This is a genomic window from Pantoea sp. UBA5035 (assembly GCF_002415245.1).
Lineage (GTDB): Bacteria > Pseudomonadota > Gammaproteobacteria > Enterobacterales > Enterobacteriaceae > Pantoea > Pantoea septica.
The window spans coordinates 272,916-295,165 of record NZ_DICD01000028.1; the positions used below are offsets into that span (position 1 = coordinate 272,916).

At 61.8% G+C, this 22,250-nt stretch carries 21 protein-coding genes and 1 tRNA gene; 9 read left to right on the forward strand and 13 right to left on the reverse strand.

What is annotated here, in order from left to right; genetic code table 11:
- Window positions 1–23: 23 nt before the first annotated feature.
- The 3 genes from B3229_RS20515 to B3229_RS20525 are packed head-to-tail and all read right to left on the reverse strand — an operon-like array spanning window position 24 to window position 3,747.
- Window positions 24–1,238 (reverse strand): cytochrome c, encoded by a 1,215-nt coding sequence (locus B3229_RS20515; RefSeq protein ID WP_286873962.1) that lies wholly within the window; start codon window positions 1,236–1,238, stop codon window positions 24–26.
- Window positions 1,235–2,998 carry a GMC family oxidoreductase gene (locus B3229_RS20520; RefSeq protein WP_048785991.1) on the reverse strand — a complete coding sequence of 588 codons (1,764 nt, stop codon included), beginning with the start codon at window positions 2,996–2,998 and terminating at the stop codon, window positions 1,235–1,237. The genes B3229_RS20515 and B3229_RS20520 overlap by 4 nt, the downstream gene beginning before the upstream one ends.
- Window positions 2,995–3,747 carry a gluconate 2-dehydrogenase subunit 3 family protein gene (locus B3229_RS20525; protein WP_286873965.1) on the reverse strand — a complete coding sequence of 251 codons (753 nt, stop codon included), beginning with the start codon at window positions 3,745–3,747 and terminating at the stop codon, window positions 2,995–2,997. Before B3229_RS20525 ends, B3229_RS20520 begins: the two co-directional genes overlap by 4 nt.
- Before the next feature lie 207 nt (window positions 3,748–3,954).
- Here B3229_RS20525 and B3229_RS20530 point away from each other — a divergent pair, with 207 nt between their 5' ends.
- Both B3229_RS20530 and tmaR read left to right on the forward strand, forming a co-directional pair.
- Window positions 3,955–5,013, forward strand: a complete 1,059-nt coding sequence (locus B3229_RS20530; RefSeq protein ID WP_187143649.1) for an FUSC family protein — start codon at window positions 3,955–3,957, stop codon at window positions 5,011–5,013.
- A gap of 161 nt (window positions 5,014–5,174) precedes the next feature.
- The gene (tmaR, locus tag B3229_RS20535; RefSeq protein ID WP_033791495.1) at window positions 5,175–5,495 is read left to right on the forward strand and encodes a PTS system regulator TmaR; all 321 of its coding nucleotides are present in this window, start codon (window positions 5,175–5,177) and stop codon (window positions 5,493–5,495) included.
- Window positions 5,496–5,569: 74 nt separating this feature from the next.
- Here tmaR and B3229_RS20540 read toward each other — a convergent pair whose 3' ends face one another.
- On the reverse strand, window positions 5,570–6,631 hold the full coding sequence (locus B3229_RS20540; protein WP_286873973.1) for a LacI family DNA-binding transcriptional regulator: 1,062 nt from the start codon (window positions 6,629–6,631) through the stop codon (window positions 5,570–5,572).
- Window positions 6,632–6,716: 85 nt separating this feature from the next.
- Between B3229_RS20540 and B3229_RS20545 the strand changes: the two genes are divergently transcribed.
- Window positions 6,717–7,511: an ElyC/SanA/YdcF family protein gene (locus B3229_RS20545; RefSeq protein ID WP_286873975.1), complete on the forward strand. Its 795-nt coding sequence runs from the start codon at window positions 6,717–6,719 to the stop codon at window positions 7,509–7,511.
- On the opposite strand, the gene B3229_RS20550 is transcribed toward B3229_RS20545, so the two are convergent.
- Both B3229_RS20550 and B3229_RS20555 read right to left on the reverse strand, forming a co-directional pair.
- On the reverse strand, window positions 7,497–8,408 hold the full coding sequence (locus tag B3229_RS20550) for a ketopantoate reductase family protein (RefSeq protein ID WP_286873977.1): 912 nt from the start codon (window positions 8,406–8,408) through the stop codon (window positions 7,497–7,499). The genes B3229_RS20545 and B3229_RS20550 overlap by 15 nt on opposite strands.
- Window positions 8,409–8,480: 72 nt before the next feature.
- A complete protein-coding gene (locus B3229_RS20555) occupies window positions 8,481–8,786 on the reverse strand; it encodes an ArsR/SmtB family transcription factor (protein ID WP_286873979.1) in 306 nt (101 codons plus the stop codon).
- Window positions 8,787–8,927: 141 nt separating this feature from the next.
- On the opposite strand from B3229_RS20555, the gene fusA reads away from it, so the two are divergent.
- Complete coding sequence (fusA, locus tag B3229_RS20560) at window positions 8,928–11,024, forward strand: elongation factor G (RefSeq protein WP_286873980.1); 2,097 nt, start codon at window positions 8,928–8,930, stop codon at window positions 11,022–11,024.
- A 12-nt stretch (window positions 11,025–11,036) separates the two neighbouring features.
- On the opposite strand, the gene B3229_RS20565 is transcribed toward fusA, so the two are convergent.
- Both B3229_RS20565 and B3229_RS20570 read right to left on the reverse strand, forming a co-directional pair.
- Complete coding sequence (locus tag B3229_RS20565) at window positions 11,037–11,795, reverse strand: phosphate/phosphite/phosphonate ABC transporter substrate-binding protein (protein ID WP_286873982.1); 759 nt, start codon at window positions 11,793–11,795, stop codon at window positions 11,037–11,039.
- A complete protein-coding gene (locus B3229_RS20570; protein WP_286873984.1) occupies window positions 11,701–12,759 on the reverse strand; it encodes a fatty acid desaturase in 1,059 nt (352 codons plus the stop codon). The genes B3229_RS20565 and B3229_RS20570 overlap by 95 nt, the downstream gene beginning before the upstream one ends.
- Window positions 12,760–12,969: 210 nt before the next feature.
- Here B3229_RS20570 and B3229_RS20575 point away from each other — a divergent pair, with 210 nt between their 5' ends.
- Window positions 12,970–13,992, forward strand: coding sequence for an LLM class flavin-dependent oxidoreductase (locus B3229_RS20575; protein WP_286873985.1), 1,023 nt, complete (start codon window positions 12,970–12,972; stop codon window positions 13,990–13,992).
- A gap of 42 nt (window positions 13,993–14,034) precedes the next feature.
- Here the strand turns inward: B3229_RS20575 and B3229_RS20580 are convergent, their stop codons facing one another.
- Both B3229_RS20580 and B3229_RS20585 read right to left on the reverse strand, forming a co-directional pair.
- Window positions 14,035–15,231 carry an MFS transporter gene (locus B3229_RS20580; RefSeq protein ID WP_286873988.1) on the reverse strand — a complete coding sequence of 399 codons (1,197 nt, stop codon included), beginning with the start codon at window positions 15,229–15,231 and terminating at the stop codon, window positions 14,035–14,037.
- A gap of 76 nt (window positions 15,232–15,307) precedes the next feature.
- A complete protein-coding gene (locus B3229_RS20585) occupies window positions 15,308–15,850 on the reverse strand; it encodes a TetR/AcrR family transcriptional regulator (protein WP_048782251.1) in 543 nt (180 codons plus the stop codon).
- Window positions 15,851–16,051: 201 nt separating this feature from the next.
- Here B3229_RS20585 and B3229_RS20590 point away from each other — a divergent pair, with 201 nt between their 5' ends.
- The 3 genes from B3229_RS20590 to B3229_RS20600 all read left to right on the forward strand — a co-directional run bounded on the left by B3229_RS20590 (window position 16,052) and on the right by B3229_RS20600 (window position 18,371).
- Window positions 16,052–17,263, forward strand: a complete 1,212-nt coding sequence (locus B3229_RS20590; protein WP_286873990.1) for an MFS transporter — start codon at window positions 16,052–16,054, stop codon at window positions 17,261–17,263.
- A gap of 517 nt (window positions 17,264–17,780) precedes the next feature.
- Window positions 17,781–18,038, forward strand: coding sequence for an AbrB/MazE/SpoVT family DNA-binding domain-containing protein (locus tag B3229_RS20595; RefSeq protein WP_048782244.1), 258 nt, complete (start codon window positions 17,781–17,783; stop codon window positions 18,036–18,038).
- Complete coding sequence (locus tag B3229_RS20600) at window positions 18,039–18,371, forward strand: type II toxin-antitoxin system PemK/MazF family toxin (protein WP_286873993.1); 333 nt, start codon at window positions 18,039–18,041, stop codon at window positions 18,369–18,371. It abuts the gene before it with no gap.
- 53 nt (window positions 18,372–18,424) lie between these two features.
- On the opposite strand, the gene B3229_RS20605 is transcribed toward B3229_RS20600, so the two are convergent.
- Window positions 18,425–18,500: transfer RNA gene (locus B3229_RS20605), tRNA-Asn, on the reverse strand.
- 329 nt (window positions 18,501–18,829) lie between these two features.
- On the opposite strand from B3229_RS20605, the gene B3229_RS20610 reads away from it, so the two are divergent.
- A complete protein-coding gene (locus B3229_RS20610) occupies window positions 18,830–19,951 on the forward strand; it encodes a Gfo/Idh/MocA family protein (protein WP_286873995.1) in 1,122 nt (373 codons plus the stop codon).
- 40 nt (window positions 19,952–19,991) lie between these two features.
- Here the strand turns inward: B3229_RS20610 and B3229_RS20615 are convergent, their stop codons facing one another.
- Both B3229_RS20615 and B3229_RS20620 read right to left on the reverse strand, forming a co-directional pair.
- Window positions 19,992–20,819 carry a glycosyltransferase family 8 protein gene (locus B3229_RS20615; protein ID WP_286873998.1) on the reverse strand — a complete coding sequence of 276 codons (828 nt, stop codon included), beginning with the start codon at window positions 20,817–20,819 and terminating at the stop codon, window positions 19,992–19,994.
- Between the two features lie 19 nt (window positions 20,820–20,838).
- Window positions 20,839–22,221, reverse strand: coding sequence for a D-arabinono-1,4-lactone oxidase (locus B3229_RS20620; RefSeq protein ID WP_286874000.1), 1,383 nt, complete (start codon window positions 22,219–22,221; stop codon window positions 20,839–20,841).
- Between the last annotated feature and the right edge of the window lie 29 nt (window positions 22,222–22,250).

A 22,250-nucleotide genomic window follows, 5' to 3' on the forward strand; every position in this document is an offset into this window, starting at 1 on the left:
GGCCTCCTTGCCGCCTCGCGTGATTACTTCAGATCGTCCTTCACATCCTTAACGTCGCTGGCCGACACCGGCGCGGCGGCGTTGCCCCAGCTGTTGCGCACATAGGTCAGCACGGCGGCGATCTGCTCGTCATCCAGCACGCCGGCAAAGGCGGGCATGGCGGGCGCCGTTGGTCGCGCGTCGGTATCGACGCCGCGGCTGCCCGCGCTGACGACGCGGATCAGCGAGGTGGCGTCCGGCTGGTTGATCAGCGGATTGGATGCCAACTGCGGGAAAATATTCCTCTCGCCGCGTCCGCCGGGGCTGTGACAGGCGGAACACTTCGCCTCATAGATCTGCGCGCCGAGCTTCATGCGATCGTCGCTGGCGGCCAGCGGCTGCGGCACCTCTTCATCGTGGGTTTTGCCCTCTTTCAGGAAGGTCGCCACCGCGCGCAGATCCTCCTCGCGCCAGTACTGGGTCGAGTGACGCACCGCATCGGCCATCGGACCGGAAGCGATGGCGTAGCGGTTCACGCCGGTGCGCAGATAGCTGACGATATCCTCCTGCGTCCATTTGCCCAGCCCGGTATGGGCGTCCGCGCCGAGATTAGGCGCATACCAGCCCTCAACTTCGCTACCGCTGAGGAAGCGATCGCCTTTATCGCCGCCGAGAAAATTTTTCGAGGTGTGACAGGTGCCGCAGTGGCCAAGACCCTGCACCAGATAGGCGCCGCGATTCCACTCCGCCGACTTTTTCGCATCGGGGATAAACGTGCCCTTATCGAAGTTAAGCCAGTTCCAGGCAATCAGGCTGGTGCGAATATTAAAGGGGAAGGGCAGCTGGTTGGTTTCGACTTCATGATGGATCGGCTGCAGCGTCTGTATCCACGCCCAGAGATCCTGCAGGTCACGCTCGGACATCTTCGTGTAGGCGGTAAACGGCATCGCGCCGTAGAGCCGTTTGCCGTCGTGGCCGATGCCTTCCGTCATGGCGCGGCGGAAATCGTCATAGCTCCAGTCGCCGATGCCGGTCTCGCGATCCGGCGTGATATTGGCGCCGGCCAGCACGCCGAACGGGGTATTGATCTTGACGCCGCCCGCATAGGGCTGCTTCGCATCGGTAGTATGACAGGCGGTGCAGTCGCCGAGGGTGGCGAGGTAGCTGCCGCGCGCATACTGGTCATACTCCGGCTGCGCCTGGCTGCTGACGCTTGCAACCAGCAGCAGCGCGGCGGAGAGTGCATTCAGCGTTTTCATGCGGTAATCATCTCCCCCGGACGTTTCAGATACCAGGTGCGGATCGCGTGCGCCGCCTTAAACGCCAGCGCGCCCACGGTGCCGGTCGGATTGTAGCCGGGATTCTGCGGAAAGGCGGAGGCGCCCACCACGAACAGGTTCGGCACGTCCCAGACCTGCAGATGCTTGTTGACCGAACTGGTGCTGGGATCGGCGCCCATCACAAAGCCGCCGACGACGTGAGAGGACTGATAGGGCACGCTGCTCCAGTGGCCGGTCATCGGTTTAACGATCATTTCACGCGGGTTCATCGATTTGGCGATCTCCGCCACCTTGCCGGTGCAGTACTGCGCCATCTTCAGATCGTTCTGCGAAAAGTCGAAGGTAATGCGCAGCAGCGGACGACCGTGCGGATCTTTATAGTTGGGATCGAGCGAAAGGTAGTTGGTGCGCGTGGTGTAGCTGCTGGCCTCGCAGCCGATCGACATGGTGCTGAGGTAGTTATCTTTTAGCGCGCGTTTCCATTTTGATCCCCACTTCGGCGTGCCGGGCGGCAGCGGACGATAGCCGATGGGCGCGGAGCCGATCGGCGTCACGCGGATACTGCCGCCGCCGAAGAAGCCGAGGCCGCTGTGGTCGAAGTTATCGTTGTTGAACTCATCGATGCCCATGCCGACCGCGCCCGCGCCGATAAAGGGATTGAAGTTCTTGTCATCGAAAAACAGCGTCACGTTGTTGGCGGTCTGGTAGGCGTAGTTGCGGCCGGTGGTGCCCTTATTGGTGACCGGATCGTAGGCCTCGCCGATCTGCGACAGCAGCATCAGGCGCACGTTCTCAAAGGTAAAGGCGGCGACAATCACCAGATCGGCTGGCTGTTCCCAGGTATCGCCGGAAGAGTCGACGTAGGTGACGCCGGTTGCTTTTTTGCCGCTGGAATCGGTCAGCACCTCCAGCACTTCGCAGTTGGTATAGGCGGTAAAGTTCTCTTTGCGCATCAGCGCGGGCAGCACGGTAGTAATGGCGCTGGCTTTGGAGTAGTTGGCGCAGCCGTAGTTCGTACAGAAGCCGCAAAAGGTGCAGGGGCCCATGGTGACGCCGTAGGGATTGGTATAGGCCTCGGAAACCAGCGAGGAGGGCACCGGGAAGGGCTGATAGCCCATCTCTTTCGCCGCCTGCGCGAACAGCGTCGGGCCGTAGGGCTGACGCAGCGGCGGCGTCGGATACTCACCGCTGCGCGGGCCTTCGAAGGGGTTGCCGCCGGCGCGCTTCTCGCCGTTGAGGTTACCCGCGTAGCCAGAGGTGCCCGCGACGCGCTCAAACTGCATATAGTGCGGCTCCATCTCTTCCCAGGTGGTGCCCCAGTCCTGCAAAGCGAGCTCGCCGGGCATCGCGTCGGCGCCGTAACGCTCGGTGAGATAGCTCTTCAGCTGGAATTCGTGCGGCTGAAAGCGAAAGGTAATGCCCGCCCAGTGGTTGCCCGCGCCGCCGGTGCCGTTGCCGGGATGAAAGGATCCCCAGGTGCGCATCGGCAGCGCGGTCTGCGACGGGTTATTGCGCATGGTGCAGGTATTCTGCCGCGTGCGCAGCATGAGCTCTTCACGCATCACATAGCGCAGTTCATCGGTCACGGTGCCGATATTGAAATCGCGCGCGGTATCGCGCCACGGTCCGCGCTCGATGCCGATCACCTCTAACCCTTCGTCAGCCAGCTCATTGGCGATAATCGAACCCGCCCAGCCAAGGCCGATCACCACGACATCCGTTTTAGGTAATTTTTTCATGGCTTATCCCTGCCTTTCCACTGTGCGATGCTGATGGGTTCGAGATGCAGATCTTCGTTGTGCCGCTCGATGTAGGGGCGATAGTCGTAGCGCGCGCCGGGAAAGCCCAGCATTTTCCACGACGCCATATTGCGATTGCCGCCGTAGATGGGATCGGCGAAAAAACCCTCCATGGTGTTGTTCAGCACCTCGATAAACAGCGACTGCGCATCGAAGCCCTCGAAGTGCACCTTGCCTGCTTCCATCGCGGCCAGCAGCGCGTCCTGCTGCTGCGGCGTCAGATCTTTGAAGCGTTTCTGAGAGGTCTGCTGAACGTAGCGGTCGAGCGCGGCCAGGCCCTGACGGTAGCGCTGCTGCGGCACCAGCGGCGACTGATCGCCCTGCTCAGCGGTGCCTTTCTGGAACGGGCCTTCCATATAAATGCGCTCAAAAGTGCCGTAAAAACCGTGCAGCTGACGATCGATAAACTGCGCGCAGCCCGCCTCTTTACCGCCCACGCTCAGCTCGTCGGCGGGGATCAGGCGATCGACGATGGCTTCAATAGTTTCAGCTTCTTCCTGAGTGAAAAAGAGCCAGCCGGGCTGGTCGAAGGTTTCGGGAGGATTATCGGAGAAGGGCGTCCAGCCCGGCGAACCTTTCAGGGAGACGGCGTCGGCCGCGCGGGTAACGGTGGCGGCTACGCCTAGCGTAGACCAGGTCAACACCTGCCGTCGCGTGACGCCCGGCAGAGTTTTGGCTCTTTTCTTCATGTCGCTTCCTTAAGTCGTGTTATCAAATAAACGAAAATAAGAGATATGGTTATGTGATTGTTTTTATGGTTTTGGGTGCTTGTAAAGGCAATGTTGATAATTGTAAGAAGGTGTCAAAACTGTATTGAAATGTAGAAGCGGCATTAAGCCTTAGCAACGTCATGGGATAAAATAACGCACTTTATGATCCTCAGTCGGAAAGCCAACTTGCGCCCAGATAAGCCCATATCGAATATCGAGTTCTGGTTCTATCGCCACTACCGCAGCGTGCATGGCGTACGCATCGCCATCGCCTTTTTACTCACCTTTTTGCTGGTGCGGCTCACCGGTATTCCCGAAGGCACCTGGCCGCTGATCACGCTGGTGGTGGTGATGGGACCGATCTCTACCTGGGGCAACGTTTTCCCTCGCGCCATCCAGCGTATCTGCGGCACCTTCGCTGGATCCATCTCAGGCCTGATCGCCCTTAAGCTGGAGATGATGTCGCTGCCGGTGATGCTGGCATGGTGCGGCATCGTGATGATGGTGTGCGGCTACCTGACGTTAGGCAAACATCCCTATATGGCGCTGCTGATCGGCATTACGCTCAGCGTGGTGGTCGGCGCGCCGGCGGGCGATTTCACCGTGGCGCTATGGCGCGGCGGCGACGTGATCCTCGGCTCGCTGCTGGCGCTGCTGTTCAGCGCCATCTGGGCGCAGCGCGCCTATACCCACTGGCGCATCCAGCTGTCGGACTCGCTGGCGGAGATCGCCAAAATTTATCACGCCGGTTTTTCCCCTAATCTGATTGAGAAGCCGCGCCTGAAAAAGCCGCTGGGCAAGCTGCTGACCAACGTTGTGAAAATGCGCGCGCTGCTGGTGCCGGCGAGTAAAGAGACGCGTATCCCCAAATCGGTATTCGAGGCGATTCAGACCATCAACCGCAATATGGTGAATACGGTGGAGATGCAGATCGAAGCCTGGTGGGCCTCGCGCGAAACGCATCTTATCCTGCTCAACGCGCCGACGCTGCGGCGCACCCAGCAGATGACCGAAAAGACGCTGCACGCGCTTTCGGCGCTGGCGCTGCGCGGCGAGACCGACGAGGTGGTGGCCAACAGCCACGAGCTGACGGAAATTACCCGCGAGCTCAAGCAGCTGATCGCCGATGCGGGCAGCGAACGGCTGGAAGAGACGCCTATCTACGGCTATGTCTGGCTGAGTCTGGAGCTGGCGAAGCAGCTGGAGCGCATGACCGATCTGATCCGCCTGGCACTGCGCAAATAATCACCAAGGACAATGACTTAATGCGAAAGGCGCATTCTTTGCGCTAAGATAAGCGCCAGTCCGATTTTAGCGGCGACAATTGTCGCCCCGGCTGGCGAACCGCTAAGCTGAAGGTTATGACTCTACCCCCTGCGTAAGCAGGCCCAAAAAAAGGTGCCACCATGGAAAATGCCAAGCAATCATTTCAGGACGTACTGGAGTTTGTGCGTATGTTCCGTCGTAAAAACAAACTGCAGCGTGAAATCACTGATAACGAAAAGAAAATCCGTGATAACCAGAAGCGCGTTCTGCTGCTGGACAACCTGAGCGAGTATATTAAACCGGGCATGAGCATCGAGGCGATTCAGGAAATCATCGCTTCCATGCGTTCCGACTACGAAGATCGCGTCGATGAATACATCATCAAAAACGCCGATCTGTCGAAAGAGCGTCGCGACCTGTCGAAAAAACTGAAATCGATGGGCGAGCCGAAAGCGCAGTAAGCGCAGGCTGAATGGCAAAACCCACGCTTCAGCGTGGGTTTTTTTTCGTCTGAAACCGGCGTGACTCGCTGAAATTAGCGCTGCAGCAGCTGGCGCGCGATGCGCTGCAGCTGCTGCGCCAGCGCCTCGCCATTCGGTACTTCGCCGCCCGGCGCGGCGGTGGTGGCGCGCAGCACCAGCGCCGGCTCCAGCGCTCTGGAGGGCGGCGGCGCATCCTGCAGACGCGCCAGCAGCGTCTCGACGCACTGCTCCCCCAGCGCCTGCAGATCCTGGCGCACCGTGGTCAGCGGCGGCTGATACCAGGCGCTTTCGGCGGTATCGTCATAGCCGACCACCGAGATCTCGCCCGGAATCGCCACGCCGTGCTGATGCAGCGCGCGCATCGCGCCAAGCGCCATCTGATCGTTCGCCACCAGCAGCGCCTGCGGCAGGCAATCGGGCAGCTGTTGCAGCATCGCCTGGTAGCCAGACTGGGCGCTCCAGTCGCCCCGCAGCGCGCAGAAGGGCGTCAGGCGATGCGCCGCCAGCGCTTCGCGCCATGCCGCTTCGCGCAGCTGCGCCGAAATCGCCTGCGCCGGGCCGTTCAGCAGGCCGATCTGGCGATGCCCCAGCGCGACCAGGTGCTCGACGGCGGCCCGTGCGCCGTGCGCGTTGGAGTACTGACACTGCGCCACCTGCGCCTGGGGTTCGACATCCATAAAAATTACCGGCTTGTTGCCGCACAGCGTCTGGATCTGCTCCGCTTCCGCAGCGGCCAGCGGCAGATTAATCATCAGCGCATCGACGCGCTGCGCCAGCAGTTCGTTGACGGTCTCGGCGGCGCTGTTGTGACTGCGCATGGCGATCACCAGATGGTAACCGTCGCGGCTGGCACGCTGCTGGATCGCCGAGGCGATCTGCGCCGGCGCCATCAGCGCCAGATCGCTGGTGGCGAGCCCGAGCGTGCGCGTCGCTTTGCCCGCCAGTTGCTGCGCCACGCGGTTTGGCACATAGTTGAGCTGCTGCATGGCCGCTTCCACTTTCGCCCGCGTGCGCGGGGAGACCTGCGTCGAATGGTTAAGCACGCGGGAAACGGTCTGGTAGGAGACGCCGGCAAGGCGGGCGACGTCATCAAGAGTGATAGCGCGGGAAGTCATTGATTTCTCCACTGGACAGAGGCGGTCAGTGTAACAAACTTTTCGTCGCGCAGGCGCGTCTGCGCGCAACCCGAACGGAGGAGAGATGCAGCTTAACCATCAGGCCATTCAGGATCTCAACCTTATCGCCGCCTGGCTGTCGCTGGACGATATGCCCGTCGAAGGCGACATCGAAGCGGATATGGCGATACTTGCCGGCCACGCCGTGCTGCCGAATATCGAGGGCGCGGTGGCGCTGGCGAAAAGGTTCGGGCTGCCCTTGCTGCTCAGCGGCGGCATCGGCCACGCCACCGGCGCGCTGGCGCGTGCGATGGCGCTGCATCCGCTCTATCGCGATATCGAGACGCGCGGCAAAAGCGAGGCGCAGATGCTGGCGGCCATCGCCCGTGTTTTCGGCGGCCTCGACGAAGAAGATCTGCTGCTGGAGGAGGCGTCGCGCAACTCCGGCGAAAACGCCGCCTTCAGCCAGCGCCTGCTCGACGCCCGCCAGCTGCGGCCGCAGCGCGTGGTACTGATTCAGGATCCGCTGCTGCAGCGCCGCGCCGACGCCACCTTCCGCTGGCAGTGGCGCGAGCGCGACGACGCGCCGCGCTTTATCAACTGGCCGGTATTTACCCCGTTCGTGACGCTCGATTCCGGTATGGCCCGCATCACCGGCGCGCCGCCGCAGGGGCTGTGGTCGCTGGAGCGCTTCGTGCAGCTGCTGATGGGCGAAGTGCAGCGCCTGCGCAACGATGAACAGGGCTACGGCCCGCGTGGGGCCGGCTTTTTCGGCGAAGTCGAAATGCCCGATGCGGTAGACGCCGCCTGGCATCGCCTGATGCAGCTGCCCGCCGTGCAGGCGCAGCTGGCGGCTAGGCGCGAGTTAACGGCTCTTTAAATAGACCTGTAAATTGACGTTCACCGCGTTGAGCAGCGGCACGCTGACGCCGTTGCGCGCCGCGCGCGTCACCAGATCGCCGATCACCTGTTCCGCTTCGATATCAAAGCCCTGACTTAAATCGCGATACATCGAAGAGGTCATCGGCGTGGCGGGATTGCTCAGCAGCTCGAGGATTTTCGCCGTCACCGCCGGCCGCGGCTGGTAGCCGTCGGCGGTAATGGTCGCCAGCACCTCGCTGAAGAGGCCGCGCAGCAGCGCTTCGCCGCCCTCGGCGGTGAGCGCCTGCTGCGTATCGCCGCGCGCCAGACAGCAGAACGCGCCGAGCGTGCTCAGCAGCAGCCACTTCTCCCAGAGCTCGCCGATAATATTCTCGGAAAAAAAGGCGTCGACGCTGGCCGCGCGCAGCGCCTCGTCCACGCGCTGCAGCCGCGCGTCGTTACGGCCATCCAGCGCGCCGTAATAGATCTGGTGCAGCGACGTCATCCGCACCACTTCGCCCTGTTCGCCCAGCGTCGCGTTGATTTTTACCAGCCCGCCGATCACCTTATCGCCGAAGCGATCGCGCAGCGTGTCGAAATGACGCATGCCGTTGAGGATCGGCATAATCAGCGTCTGTTCGCCTACGGCGGGCGCAATGTCTTCTATCGCCTGCGCCAGCGCGAAACTTTTCACCGTCAGGATAATCAGGTCGTAGGGACCGCGCAGCGATCCCGCCTGCGCCAGCTGCGGCTGCAGCTTCTCCACGCCCTGCGGCGTGCGCAGCACCAGCCCGTTTTCGCTGAGCTGCCTGAAGCGACGCTCGCGCACCAGAAAGGTCACGTCACGTCCCGCCTGCGCCAGACGCGCGCCAAAATATCCGCCGGTCGCCCCGGCGCCTACGATAAGAATGCGCATGTTCGATTTTCCCTTAGCCGTTGAGGCTCCTACCTTAAAACCAGACGGCGGCGGTTGCCAGCGTGGCGTTGCTCAGCGCCGCGCTATCGCCGCCAGCAGGGCGGGGAGCAGGCCGGGAAAGCGCTGATCCAGACAGTCGCGGCGCAGCGAAATCAGATTTTCCCGCCCGACCGGCCGCTGCCAGATCACGCCGCTGTCGCGCAGCACGCGCCAGTGATGCGTCATGGTCGATTTGGCGATCTCGCCGCGCAGCGCGTTGCAGCTCTGCTCGCCGTGCTGCGCCAGCGTCTGGAGAATGGCGAGGCGAATCGGATTGCCGAGCGCAAACAGCACCTCCTCCAGTTTGATCTCGTGCGGCTGCGGATGATTTTCCAGCATGGTATTCCTGTTCTACGATCTATCAATTGCGCAATTATAGCTCAAACTGTTCGCATTTAGTCGTACAGTGAGCGTAAGCTGCTTCTCGACGGCGCGCAATCCTGCGCGCCGCGCCACAAGTCAACCGACTAAGGACGCATCATGCCCCGAACACTTCCCGTTGAGCGTTACCGCAACATCGGCATCTCCGCGCATATCGATGCCGGTAAAACCACCACAACCGAGCGCATCCTGTTTTACACCGGAATGAGCCACAAGCTGGGTGAAGTGCACGATGGCGCCGCAACGACCGACTGGATGGCGCAGGAGCAGGAGCGCGGCATCACCATTACCTCGGCGGCGGTCAGCTGCTTCTGGCCCGGCATGGACGGCAGCTTCGCGCCGCACCGCATCAATATTATCGACACGCCCGGCCACGTCGACTTCACCATCGAAGTCGAGCGTTCGATGCGCGTGCTGGACGGCGCGGTAATGGTCTATGACGCCGTCGGCGGCGTTCAGCCGCAGTCGGAAACGGTGTGGCGGCAGGCGAATAAATATCACGTGCCGCGGCTGGCGTTCGTCAACAAAATGGATCGCCAGGGCGCGGATTTCTTCCGCGTGGTGCAGATGATGAAAGATCGCCTCAGCGCAAATCCGGTGCCGATCGTCATCCCCATCGGCGCGGAAGAGCACTTCAGCGGCGTGGTCGATCTGCTGAAAATGCAGGCGATTTACTGGGACGAGGCGTCGCAGGGCATGACTTTCAGCTACGCGCCGATCCCCGACGCGCTGCTGGACGAGGCGAACGCCTGGCGCGAAAAAATGGTCTCGGCGGCGGCCGAAGCGAGCGATGAACTGATGGAAGCCTGGCTGGAGAGCGGCGATCTGGAGCATGACCAGATTATCGCCGGGCTGCGGCAGCGCACGCTGCGCAACGAGATCCAGCCAATGCTGTGCGGCAGCGCCTTCAAAAACAAAGGGGTGCAGCGCATGCTGGATGCGGTGGTCGAGCTGATGCCGTCACCGGCCGATATTCCGGCGATCAAAGGCGTGGATGAGAACGGCAACGAGGCGGAGCGGCATCCGGGCGATGACGAGCCTTTCTCGGCGCTGGCGTTCAAGCTGATGAGCGATCCCTTCGTCGGCCAGCTCACCTTTGTGCGCGTCTATTCCGGCGTGCTGCGCAAAGGCGACAGCGTCTGGAACGCGGTCAAGGGCAAAAAAGAGCGTATCGGCCGCATCGTGCAGATGCACGCCAACGCGCGCCATGAAATAGAGGAGATCCGCGCCGGGGATATCGCCGCCTGCGTCGGGCTGAAAGAGGTCACCACCGGCGAAACGCTGTGCGATCCCAACGCCATTATTACGCTGGAGCGCATGGAGTTCCCGGAACCGGTCATTTCGCTGTCGATCGAGCCGAAAACCAAAGGCGATCAGGAGAAGATGAGCCTGGCGCTGCAGCGGCTGGCGGCGGAAGATCCCTCGTTCCGGCTGCACACCGACGAGGAGTCTGGCCAGGCGATTATCTCCGGCATGGGCGAGCTGCATCTGGAGATCATCGTCGACCGCCTGAAGCGCGAGTTTGGCGTCGAGGCGAATATCGGCCGTCCGCAGGTGACCTACCGCGAAACGCTGCGCAAGGCGGCACGCGACGTCGAGGGCAAGTTTGTGCGCCAGTCCGGCGGTAAAGGGCAGTATGGCCACGTGGTGCTTACGCTGGAACCGCTGGAGCCGGGCGGCGGCTTTGTGTTCGAAGACGCCACCAAGGGCGGCGTGGTGCCGCGCGAATATATTCCGTCGGTGGAAAAGGGCATCCGCGAGGCGCTGAACAGCGGCGTGATTGCCGGCTACCCGATCGTCGACCTGAAGGCGACGCTGACCTTCGGCTCCTATCACGACGTCGACTCCTCGGAGATGGCGTTCCGCATGGCCGCCATTCTCGGCTTCCGCGCCGCCGCGAAGCTGGCCGATCCGGTGCTGCTGGAGCCGGTGATGAAGGTAGAGGTCGAAACGCCGGAAGAGTATGCGGGCGGCATTATGGGCGATCTCTCGTCGCGCCGCGGACAGGTGCAGGGCATGGATGAGCACTTTGGCGGTCGCATTATCCGCGCCGAAGTGCCGCTGGCGGAGATGTTCGGCTACTCCACGGCGCTGCGCTCGCTGACGCAGGGGCGCGCCACCTACAGCATGGAGTTCGCCCACTACGCGCAGGCGCCGCGTCAGGTGGCGGACGCGGTGGTCGCCGCGCGCCACTAAGCGCGAGGCGCGTTACAGGGCCGTCACGCCGAGCGCGGCGGCCTGCGTCTCCCAGCGCATTATCTCCTGATACGCGGCGCGCTCCGGCACGGTAAATCCGGTAATAAAGCTGGCGCGCGCCGCCTTCTCCTCGACAAACTGCGTCAGTACGCGGCGCAGCGTCGTCAGCGTCTCTTCATCCGTTTGCGCGGACGTAATCAGCGGCGGGGCGGGGCAGAGCGGCGTTTCGCCGACGATCGCCAGCCCCGCCAGCTCGTGCGCGGCGTGTCGCCGCAGCAGCGCCCAGGTCAGGCAGTCAATCGCCGCAATATCCGCTTTCCCGACACGCAGATCCGCCAGCGACTGGCGATGGCTGCCGCTCAACCGGGTCGCACTAAAGAAGCGGCCCTGCTGCGCCAGCGGCGCGATAAGGTAGCGCAGCGCGTTATAGCCGGAGTGGGAATCGAGGCTGTTGGCCACCGCGCGGCGGCCGCGGAAATCGACCAGCGCGCTGTTTTCATCTTCCTCGCGCGCCACCAGCCAGCTGCGGTAGCGCGCGCCGTCGCAGCCCGGCGCGCTGAGTTCAAATGCGCCGACCAGCTGCACATCAGGCAACTGCGTCATCAGCGGATAGCCGCAGGTCTGACTCAGCAGCAGATCGTCGGCGCGCCAGTGCGCCAGTAGATCCTCCGGCCATTCAACATCCGCCCGTAACGGCTGTGCCAGCCTGGCGGTCAGCGCCTGGGTGTGCGGACGATGGATGTCGTACATCGGTAGCGAAAGCCGTTTCATGCGGGAGATCCTGTTGCCAGCCCGGATGGGCGTTAACGTTAACGGGCGTGGTGGTAAAATTCCTGATCCATTCGCCGTAGCCTGCCGCGCGAAATCCGCGGTTGCGCTGGTGATAGTCGTCGCGCCACAGCAGATAGACCCTGCGCAGACCATACCACGGCAGACCGGGCAGGTCGTGATGCACCGCGTGATAGTTGAGATTAAGAAACAGCAGCCGCCACGCCCAGCCCGCCTCGTTATTGACCGAGCGCGCCAGCGGATCGGCAGCGGCGCGGTGTTCATAGAAAGAGCGCACTTTGGTCAGCATCAGCGCGGGGTAGCTTACCGCCAGCGTAAACAGGAGCGGCGAGAAGCCCTGGCGCGCCATCCAGGCGAACAGCACGGCCAGCAGCGCCAGATGCACGATCCACATGGCGATTGCGCGCCCTTCAACACGGCAGATCGCCAGCAGCAGCGACCGAAGCGCCGCGTAAATATCCAGCAGCGGCCCCAGCAGCAACCGGCCGGGAAAGGTATTGCGCAGGTGGATCGCCCGGCGCTGCCAGGGCCGCAGCCGCGCCCAGCGCGCCGGTGACACATACCAGGTTTCGGGATCGTCATCGGGATCGGTCAGGCTGTGGTTGCGGTGGTGCGCCAGGTGCGAATCGCGGTAAAGCCCGTACGGGTACCAGACCGCCAGCGGCAGCGTGCCAAACAGCTGGTTCAGGCGCGGAAAGCGCGTCGGATGACCATGGATCAGCTCATGCTGCAGCGACAGGTACCAGCTGGTAAACAGGATCAGCAACCCCGTGGCGGGCCACAGACCGAGCCTCTGCCAGTACGCCAGCGTGGCGAACCAGCCGCTGTAGATCGTCGCCATCAGCAGCCAGGTGGGCAGCTCGCTGCGCCACAGCCAGCTTTGCTTCCACTGATGGATTTGCGCGCGCTGCTGCGCGTTAAGGTAGTCGGATGAGCCTCTTGTCATAGCAACCTGCCGAAGGTGACCAAATTCAGCACAACATGCGCGAAGGCGGGGAAAAAGAGAAAGATCCTGAGTGACTTACTTATGTCGAAAAACTTGATGATGCGGTTGAAAACTATTGGCTATCAGTGAGGACGCGGCTGACGTAACCTTTGCCCATCGAATCTTATCTCTCACGCAGGGTCGAAACCTGCCCGCGAAAGGAACTGAATTATGAAAAATATTGGCTTCTTATCCTTCGGTCACTGGACGCCCTCTTCACAGTCCGCCACTCGCTCTGCGCAGGACGTGCTGCTGCAGTCCATCGATCTGGCGGTCGCCGCTGAAGAGCTGGGCGCGGACGGCGCTTACTTCCGCGTACACCACTTTGCGCGTCAGCTCAGCTCGCCGTTCCCGCTGCTGGCAGCGGTCGGCGCGCGCACCAGCAAAATCGAAATCGGCACCGGCGTGATCGATATGCGCTACGAAAACCCGCTCTATATGGCGGAAGACGCCGGCGCGGCGGACCTGATCGCCAACGGCCGTCTGCAGCTCGGCATTAGCCGCGGCTCGCCGGAGCAGGTGGTGGAAGGCTATCGCTACTTCGGCTATGCGCCGCAGGAGGGCGAAACCGACGCCGATATGGGCCGTCGCCATACGGAAGCGTTTCTAGAGGTGCTGCGCGGCGAAGGTTTCGCCAAACCGAATCCGCAGCCGATGTTCCCGAACCCGCCGGGCCTGCTGCGCCTTGAGCCTTTCTCGGAAGGGCTGCGCGAGCGCATCTGGTGGGGTTCCGGCTCCAACGCCACCGCCGAGTGGGCGGCGAAAATGGGCATGAACCTGCAAAGCTCTACCCTGAAGGATGACGAAACCGGCGAGCCGTTCCACGTTCAGCAGGCGAAACAGATCCGCGCCTACCGCGAAGCCTGGAAAGCGGCGGGGCACAAGCGCGAGCCGCGCGTGTCGGTCAGCCGCAGCATCTTTGCGCTGGTGAACGACATGGACCGCGCCTACTTTGGCCGCAGCGGCCAGGAGCAGGATTCCGTCGGCTTCCTCGACGAGAAGACGCGCGCCATTTTCGGCCGCAGCTACGCGGCGGAGCCGGAAGCGCTGATCAAGCAGCTGGCGCAGGATGAAGCGATTGCCGAAGCGGACACGCTGCTGCTGACGGTGCCGAACCAGCTCGGCGTCGACTACAACGCGCACGTGATTGAAGCGATTCTGAAATATGTCGCGCCGGAGTTAGGCTGGCGCTAAGCGTGAAAACGGCGGCCTCGGCCGCCGTTTTTTTTGCATGGATCAACTCGCCTGTTGCGCTTTTTCCAGCTTGCGGCTGCCCGCCGCCCCGGCGCAGAACAGGGCTATCACCACCAGCGCCAGCACCGGCAGCATCGCCATGCGCAGTCCGGCGTGCTCGCCGATAAAGCCGAGTCCCGGCGGTCCCACCAGAAAGGCCAGATAGCCGAGGGTCGCCGCGATGGTGACGCGAATCGCGCTGTTGTTGCCGTCGCCTGCCGCGGAGACCGTGAGCGGAAAACCGAGCGCCGCGCCGATGCCCCAGAACAGCACCGCGGCCGCAGCCAGCCATGAATTATCGGAGAAGATCACCAGCATCAGGCCGAACGCGGCGGAGAAGGCGCTGACGCGCAGCATCCAGACGCGGCCGATGCGATCGACCACATAGCCGCCGAGAAAGCGCCCCAGCGTCATGCCCGCGGTAAAACCGGCATAGACCAGCGTGCCCTGCGTGTGGCTCAGGTTATGCCCATCGATCATCAGCAGCGGCAGCCAGTCGTTGGCGGAGCCTTCCGCCAGCGCCATCGCCAGGATCACCACGCCGAGGATCAGCAGCTGGCGATCGCGCAGCTCATGGCGTACCTGCGCGATAAAGCCGCCGCTGTGCGTCTGTTCGCTGCGTTCGCCGTCGCTGGTCGCAGGCAGATGGCGTAGCGCCACGGCGGCGATCAGCACATCCGCCAGCAGCACGGCGGCAAAATGAAGGCTGGTGCTGATATCCGCGGCGGTCATCACCAGGCCCGCCAGCGCGCCTGCCAGCGTGCCCAGGCTGAAAAAGCCGTGAATGATGGTCATGACAGAGCGGCCCAGCGCCCGTTCGAACGCGGCGCCCTCGACGTTGATCACCACATCCATCAGCGCCGTGCCGCCGCCCAGCAGCGTCAGGCTGGCGAAAACGCCCAGCGCGCTCGCCAGCGTCAGGCTGAGCGCCATCAGCACCAGCCCGATCAGCAGCAGAACCATGCCGTAGCGCATCACCCGCTGCGTGCCGAGCTGGGCGATCAGCTTGCCGGCCAGCAGCACGCCGAGCATTGACCCGCAGGAGAAGCCGAACAGAATCATGCCCATCAGTTCGGTTGAGGCGTCGAGCGTATCGCGCATAAAGGGCGTGCGGCTGACCCAGGACGCCCAGGTAAAGCCGGGAATAAACATCAGACCGAAAATGGCCCACTTGCCGCGAGCCTGTTGTTGAGGCGTCATCACGACTCCTGTTTGTCGTACGGATGTACGAGAGAATAATACAAAAATGGCGCGGCGCGAGCGAAGAGGCGAAATATTATTCCCGAACCGGGTCCGCTATTTTTCGCACCGCCCGCAAAATAGCGTCGCGGCTCATCGGCGCGTCGTTGAGCAGATTATGGATGGTTAAGCCCTCAATCAGCGCATCGAGCGCGCAGGCGGTCTCCATGGGAAAGCAGAGGTGCAGCGACGCCCGGCTGCGCGCCATCCACAGCTGCAGCAGCTGGCGAAACGCCTCTTTGCGCGCCGCCAGCGAGTAAAGCTCGAAACTCAGGATCAGATGGCGCTGGCTGGCCCAGACATCGCCGCAGATCAAATCCACCACCGCTTCGCAGGCGTCCGCGCATTCGGTCGCGCTCTGCATGCGCTGGCGGAACGCCTGGGAGATGGTATCCACCATATAGCTGAAGGCGCCCATCAGCAGCAGATCGGTTTGCGGAAAGTGATAGGTGAGGGTGCCGGGCGAGAGGCCCGCCTGATCGGCCACCCGGCGATAGGTGGTGCCGCGCACGCCTTCGTTGATTATCACCGTCAGCGTCGCGTCCAGAATGTCGGTTTTAATATCCCGTGTAACGGCCATCAACTGCTCTCATTTCTCTGACGTAAACTGGGTAAGGATAACCGCTCGGCGGCGACAAAGCTTGCGGCGCGGGCGGGATGGGGCTGGGCAGCGCGTGCCACTCCGGTTATGATTTCGCCCTACACGACATCGACGGCAGCCAGCGGCAGGGAGGCACTATCAGCAGCATAAGGATCAGGCTCGGCAGCAGGGAGCGCAGCCGTGAAGAGTAACACCCCGCGTCACGCCTTTCACTACGCGCCGTTCCGCCACCTCTTTTTCGCCCGCACGCTGACGGTGCTGGGCAACAGCGTCGCGCCGGTGGCGCTCGCCTTTGCGGTGCTCGATATGGGCGGTTCCGCCGCCGACCTTGGCGTAGTGGTCGCCGCGCGCTCGCTCTTCAACGTCCTCTTTCTGCTGTTTGGCGGCGTGCTGGCGGATCGCTACTCGCGTAATCGGGTGCTGCTGCTCTCGTCGCTTGTTGCCGCGCTCTCTCAGAGCTGCGTCGCCTGGCTGGTGCTCGAGCAGGCCGCGACCCTGATCACCCTGGCGATGCTGAGCGCCGTCAACGGCGCGGCCGCAGGTATCGCGCTGCCCGCCTCATCGGCGCTGGTGCCGCAAACCGTGCCGGCGCCAAAGCTGCGGCAGGCAAACGCTTTTATTCAGTCGGGCGTCTATGGCGGCACCATTATCGGCGCGTCGCTGGGCGGCATTCTCACCAGCACTATCGGCGCGGGCTGGGGGCTGGCGGTGGACGCGTTCGGCTTCGCGCTGGCCGCGCCGCTCTATTACGCGGTGCGCACCGGCGTACAGCCTGCGGATTCACATAATACGCTGTGGCAGGATCTACGCGACGGCTGGCGAGAATTCACCGCCCGCAGCTGGGTCTGGGCGGTGGTAGCACAGTTCGCCGTGGTTAACGCCGCTTTTACCGGCGTGGTGATGGTGCTTGGCCCGGTTATCGCCGACGGCGCCTTTGGCCGCGCCCGCTGGGGCGTGATGATCGCGGCGCAAAGCGTCGGGCTGATTATCGGCTCCGGCATCGCGCTGCGCTGGCGTCCGCGTCGCGCGATGTTCACCGGCGTGATGCTGGTGGCGCTTTGCGCTTTTCCCATGCTGCTGCTGGCGGGCGGCGCGTCGGCCGGCTGGCTGATGGTCGCGTTCTGCATCGCCGGGATGGGGTTCGGCCAGTTCGGCGTTATCTGGGCGCAGGCGCTGCAAACTCATATTCCGCGCGACCGGCTGGCGCGGGTTTACGCGTATGACGCGATGGGATCTTTTATCACCATTCCGCTGGGCGAGCTGGCCGCCGGGCCGCTGGCGATGCGCTTCGGCAACCAGACGGTGCTGCTGAGCTGCGCCGCGGCGGTGCTGGCGGCGACGCTGGCGGCCTGCCTGGTGCCGGGGATCAGACAGCTGCGGCAGGCTGAGTAGCGACGCCGGAAGTAGGGATGATAAATGCAAAAAGCCCGCTCAGGTTTCCCGGAGCGGGCTTTTTAAATCAATCGAATAAGAGTTTAGTTATTAATTTTTTCGATAAGACAGGCCAGTTTTTGTCTGTGCTGGGCATTGCGCATGAAAAACTTGCCTTCACGTTACCGCTGATATCCCCCGGCGCAGGCTGGATACGGAAGCTGCGCCGCATTTCGTTTATCAGATCCGTCATAATCCTTTGAACCGCAGAAACAGTTTTCTATTATCGGCCTTCTTACCGCGAACTAAGCTCCCGCCTGCACGAAATGCTTCATGGCCTGAAAGAAGCGCCTGATGTATCAGGATGATCGCCGTTTTACCGGCAATGTCGCCTTTGAAAACTGCTGGATCTGTCTTCCGATGGATTAAGGCTTTCTTCACGCTTTATTACGTTAAGGAAATCACAGTGAATCTGATGAATAATTGTGCATCGCCCACCGTAGATGTTATATTAAAATATAATATTCGGAGGTGCTTTATGTATACAACTCGCCTGAAAAAGGTTGGCGGATCCATCATGCTGGCGGTTCCTCCCGCCGTGCTGAAAACGCTGGAGCTGTCGACGGACAGCGAGGTAGGTATGACCATTGATAATGGATGCCTGATTATTGAACCCCAGAAACGGCCCCGTTATTCGCTTGAGGAACTGCTGGCGCAGTGCGATCCGCACGCTGAAATAAGCGAAGAAGAGCGGGAATGGATTGATGCGCCTGCGGTGGGCAAGGAGATCCTGTAAATGGACAGAGGGGAAATCTGGCTGGTTTCACTGGATCCGATTGCCGGCCACGAGCAAAGTGGAAAACGTCCGGTACTTATCGTATCGAAGGCATCGTTTAACAAGCTGACCCGGTTACCCGTTGTTGTTCCCGTTACCAGCGGCGGAAACTTTGCTCGCACGGCAGGTTTCACCGTTTCACTGGAAGGGGCAGGGACAAAAACGACTGGCGTTATTCGCTGTGACCAGCCCAGAACCATTGATATGGCAGCCCGGAACGGCAAGCGGCTGGAACGCATACCTGACGCTGTTGTAAATGAAGTGCTTGCCAGGCTGGATGCTATTTTGAGTTAACGCCATGACGCAGAAAAGCAAAAAGCCTGCTTCAAAAGCAGGCTTTTCTAATATGGCTCCTCTGACTGGACTCGAACCAGTGACATACGGATTAACAGTCCGCCGTTCTACCGACTGAACTACAGAGGAATCGCTTGAACGGGGCGCATATTATCGACCCGCATCGGCCATGTCAAAGCCCTTTTTCACAAAAATGTTCAACTGCTGAAATAAACGCCACAGGCCGGTGCGCCGGTAAACATGCTCCCGTCTAACAAACGAAAATTATTTTTCCCTGCAGGGTTTAATGAAAAAAATCGCCTGTTACGGCGCGTGTGTCACACTGCCTGAATCTCCCGGACGATCCCTTAAGACAAAGATTTCAAAGCGGCTCACACTTCTCATCTCTGCTGTTTGCCTGGGGTTATTTCGAAACGTATATTCCGTAAAAACTCAATTATGAAACAGGAAGGCAGTCGATGAACAGAGTCAGGATCGGCATGATCGGCAGCGGCTATATCGGACGCTGCCACGCTATCGCCTACGCGCAGGCGCCGACGGTTTTTCCGCTAAAGGGCGAAATCGTGCGCGAGATGCTGGCGGAGGTCAATCCTGCGCTGGCGGAGAAGCAGGCGGCCGCCTTTGGCTTTGCGCGCTCGACCGGCGACTGGCGCGAGCTGGTGCGCGATCCTGCAATTGACGTGGTGGATATCTGCGCGCCCAACTTCCTGCATAAAGAGATGGCGCTGGAGGCGATCCGCCACGGCAAGCATGTCTATTCGGAAAAGCCGCTGTCGCTCTCGGTGGCCGACGCCGAAGAGATGGTGCAGGCGGCCCAGGCCGCCGGGGTGAAAACCCTGGTGGGCTTCAACTACATGAAAAACCCCACCAGCCAGCTGGCGAAAGAGATCATCGCGCGCGGCGAGATCGGCGAGGTGGTGCATTTCTACGGCACCCACAACGAAGATTATCTGGCGAAGCCGGAGACGCCGCTCGACTGGCACTGCCAGAAGGCGCTGGCGGGCCTTGGCGCGCTGGGCGATCTGGCGGCGCATATCGTCAATATGGCGCACTATCTGGTGGGCGACATCGAAGAGGTAAGCGGCGACATGATGACGGTGATCAAAACGCGTCCCGATGCAAAAGATCCCAGCCGCCAGCTGTCGGTAGAGAATGAAGATCAGGCGAGCGCGCTGCTGCGCTTTCGCAACGGCGCGCACGGCGTAATTGAAACCTCGCGTATCGCCTGCGGCAGCAAAATGGGGCTGACCTATGTCGTCACCGGCACCAAAGGCACGCTGCGCTACAGCCAGGAGCGCATGGCGGAGCTGGAACTCTATCTGCATGACGAACCGGCGGGGCGTCAGGGATTTAAAACCATCCTGACCGGCCCGGCGCATCCCGACTACGCTAACTTCTGCGTCTCGGCCGGGCATGGCATCGGCTTTAACGATCAGAAAACGGTGGAAATTCGCGACCTGATTAACGGCATCGCGGCAGGCGATCGCCTGTGGCCCGATTTTGCCGAAGGGTTGCAGGTGCAGAAGGTACTGGAGGCGATTGCGGTTTCCGCCACCGAGCGGCGCTGGCAGGCGGTTTAGCGGAGCAGCGCGCGGCCCGTGACGCCGCGCGCCCAAATCATTATCCTGCGGCTTTCTCCCACCACAGCTTATCCAGCGCATAGTAGCGGTCGCGTTCGCTCTCCGGCTGCTGCAAATCGCGCTTCCACGGCTTCGCCAGAATAAAGTGCAGGTTCTTCACCTCGCTCTCTTTCCACATCCGGCTGTGCTGAAACGGCAGGGTTTTCAGCGCATTGTAGATATAGGAGAGCGGCAGCCAGCGTCCGTGAAACGCTTCGTTCAGCAGATCCTGCTCTGAGAAGGGATAAGCCTTCAGGTCCACAATCGCGGCAACGCGGTCGGCCAGCTGTTCGAAGAGCGCATTGTCCGGCGTAAGCACCAGAAAACCGCCGTTAAGGTAGTTATCCAGCAGAACAGGCGCAGGCTCGCCGCGATCCTGCCAGGTATAGTGACAGTTTTCCGGCTGCCAGCTGGCGGGATAAGAGGCGATCTGGTTAGGGTTGCAGCGGCAGGCGTGACAGGCCGCCAGCAGGTTGTCGCCGAGATCGAGCGTAAACAGCTCATCCATATTTTGCAGCACCAGCATATCCGCATCGAGGAACACCACTCGCGCGTAGTCGGTCAGCTGCCAGGCGCGCAGTTTGGTCCAGACTTCGCCGAACTGCGCCGAGGCGTAGTGCTGTTCCAGCGCGCTGTTGGGATAGATCGGATCGACCGGATGCACCACGCAGCCTTCTGCCTGTAAGGCTGCGCAATCCGCCTGCGGGATCGCATCGGTGGTCATCACCACCAGCGGCCAGCGCGTGCCGCTCTGTTTCAGCGAACGGTGCAGCGCCTTAACGCCCACCAGATAATCGGGCTGCGTCAGCAGCGTAACCCATGCAAACATGGTTCTCTCCCTGTAAAAGTCAGTCAAAAAGCGCGGTCAGATAATCGTTGCTGAAGCGGCGCTGCGGATCCAGTTCGCGGCACAGCGTGCGGAAGTCGTCCCAGTGCGGATAAACGTCGCGCCAGGCGTAGCGTCCGGCGTCGTAATATTTACCCCAGTGCGGGCGTCCGCCTTCTTCCGCCAGCAGCTTTTCTACCTCGGTAAGAAAGTGCAGGCCATCCTGCGACAGCGAACCGTCGTCGGCGTAATAGACCACAAAGCCGAAGAAGCAGGTCGGCTCGCCGTAGGCGGGGCTGAGCCAGGCTTCCGACGCGCCGGTGCAGCGCAGGATAATCGGATAGTGCATATGCGGCCGGTCTGCGGCGTACCAGCGTTTGATTTTGCTGATAACCGCAGGTGTACGCGAAAGGGGAACGCCGATTTCGACGTTAATCTGCGGTACCGCGATGCCGCGGCAGAACAGCTGATAGATATCGCCGGTGACGTCGGTAAAGTCGCGAAAGCGCGTTACGGTGCGGAACTGTTTCCCGCCTTTGCCGTGGATCTGCGTGTCGCGATGCATCTGCTCCAGCGTCTGGTCGATAGTGCTGTTCAGGCTGTCGTCGCCCTGATCGGCGTGCTTCACCACCTCGCGGCCGTTAGCCTGCCACTCGGCGGTTTCCTGCGCCTTCGCTTCGTTCGCGTTCCAGACGTGCATCAAATTATCGTCGACAAACCACCAGGCTTTGCTCAGCGCGTACTCGCTGTTCCAGCGCAGCAAATCCTGCTCAAGATTATCCGCCGACACCGCGTTTTTATGGCAGGTGTAAATGCGGAAGGGCTGAGTGCGCAGCGTGACGGCGGTAACGATGCCGAGCGCGCCGAGCGTCACCTGCGCGGCGGGAAAATCCGGCTCGCCGCGCGTGAACTCGCGGATCGATCCGTCGGCCAGCACCATGCGAATGCGCAGCGCTTCGTCCGCCAGCGAGCTTTGATGCAGCCCCTGGCCGTGCGTGCCGGTCGCCATCGCGCCCGCCAGCTTTTGCACCGCAATCACGCCGGGCGAGGCGGCCAGCATGCGGTCCAGCGCGGTAAGTTGAATATAGAGATCGTTGAGCGTGGTGCCCGCGCCGACGGTGACGCTCTGCTCATCCTGCGCCAGCAGGCCGGAAAGGGCGCTGATATCCACCAGCAGGTCATCCTCTTCGACATTCAGCATGCGGCCCGGCGACAGGCGGCTGCCGACCACGCGCACGCGGCCCTGGGTAGCGCGTAGCAGCTGCTGTAACTCCGCCTCGCTGCGCGGCTGGTGTAACTGCTGGCGGCTGCCAACCCGGGCATTTTGCGCCCAGTTCCATAGCGCATCGTCTTCGGCGCTGAGGGTGGTGTTGCGTAGAGGATAACGTTCGGCGTCTCTGCTCACGACTGCGTTCCTGTGTTGAGATCGGTGAA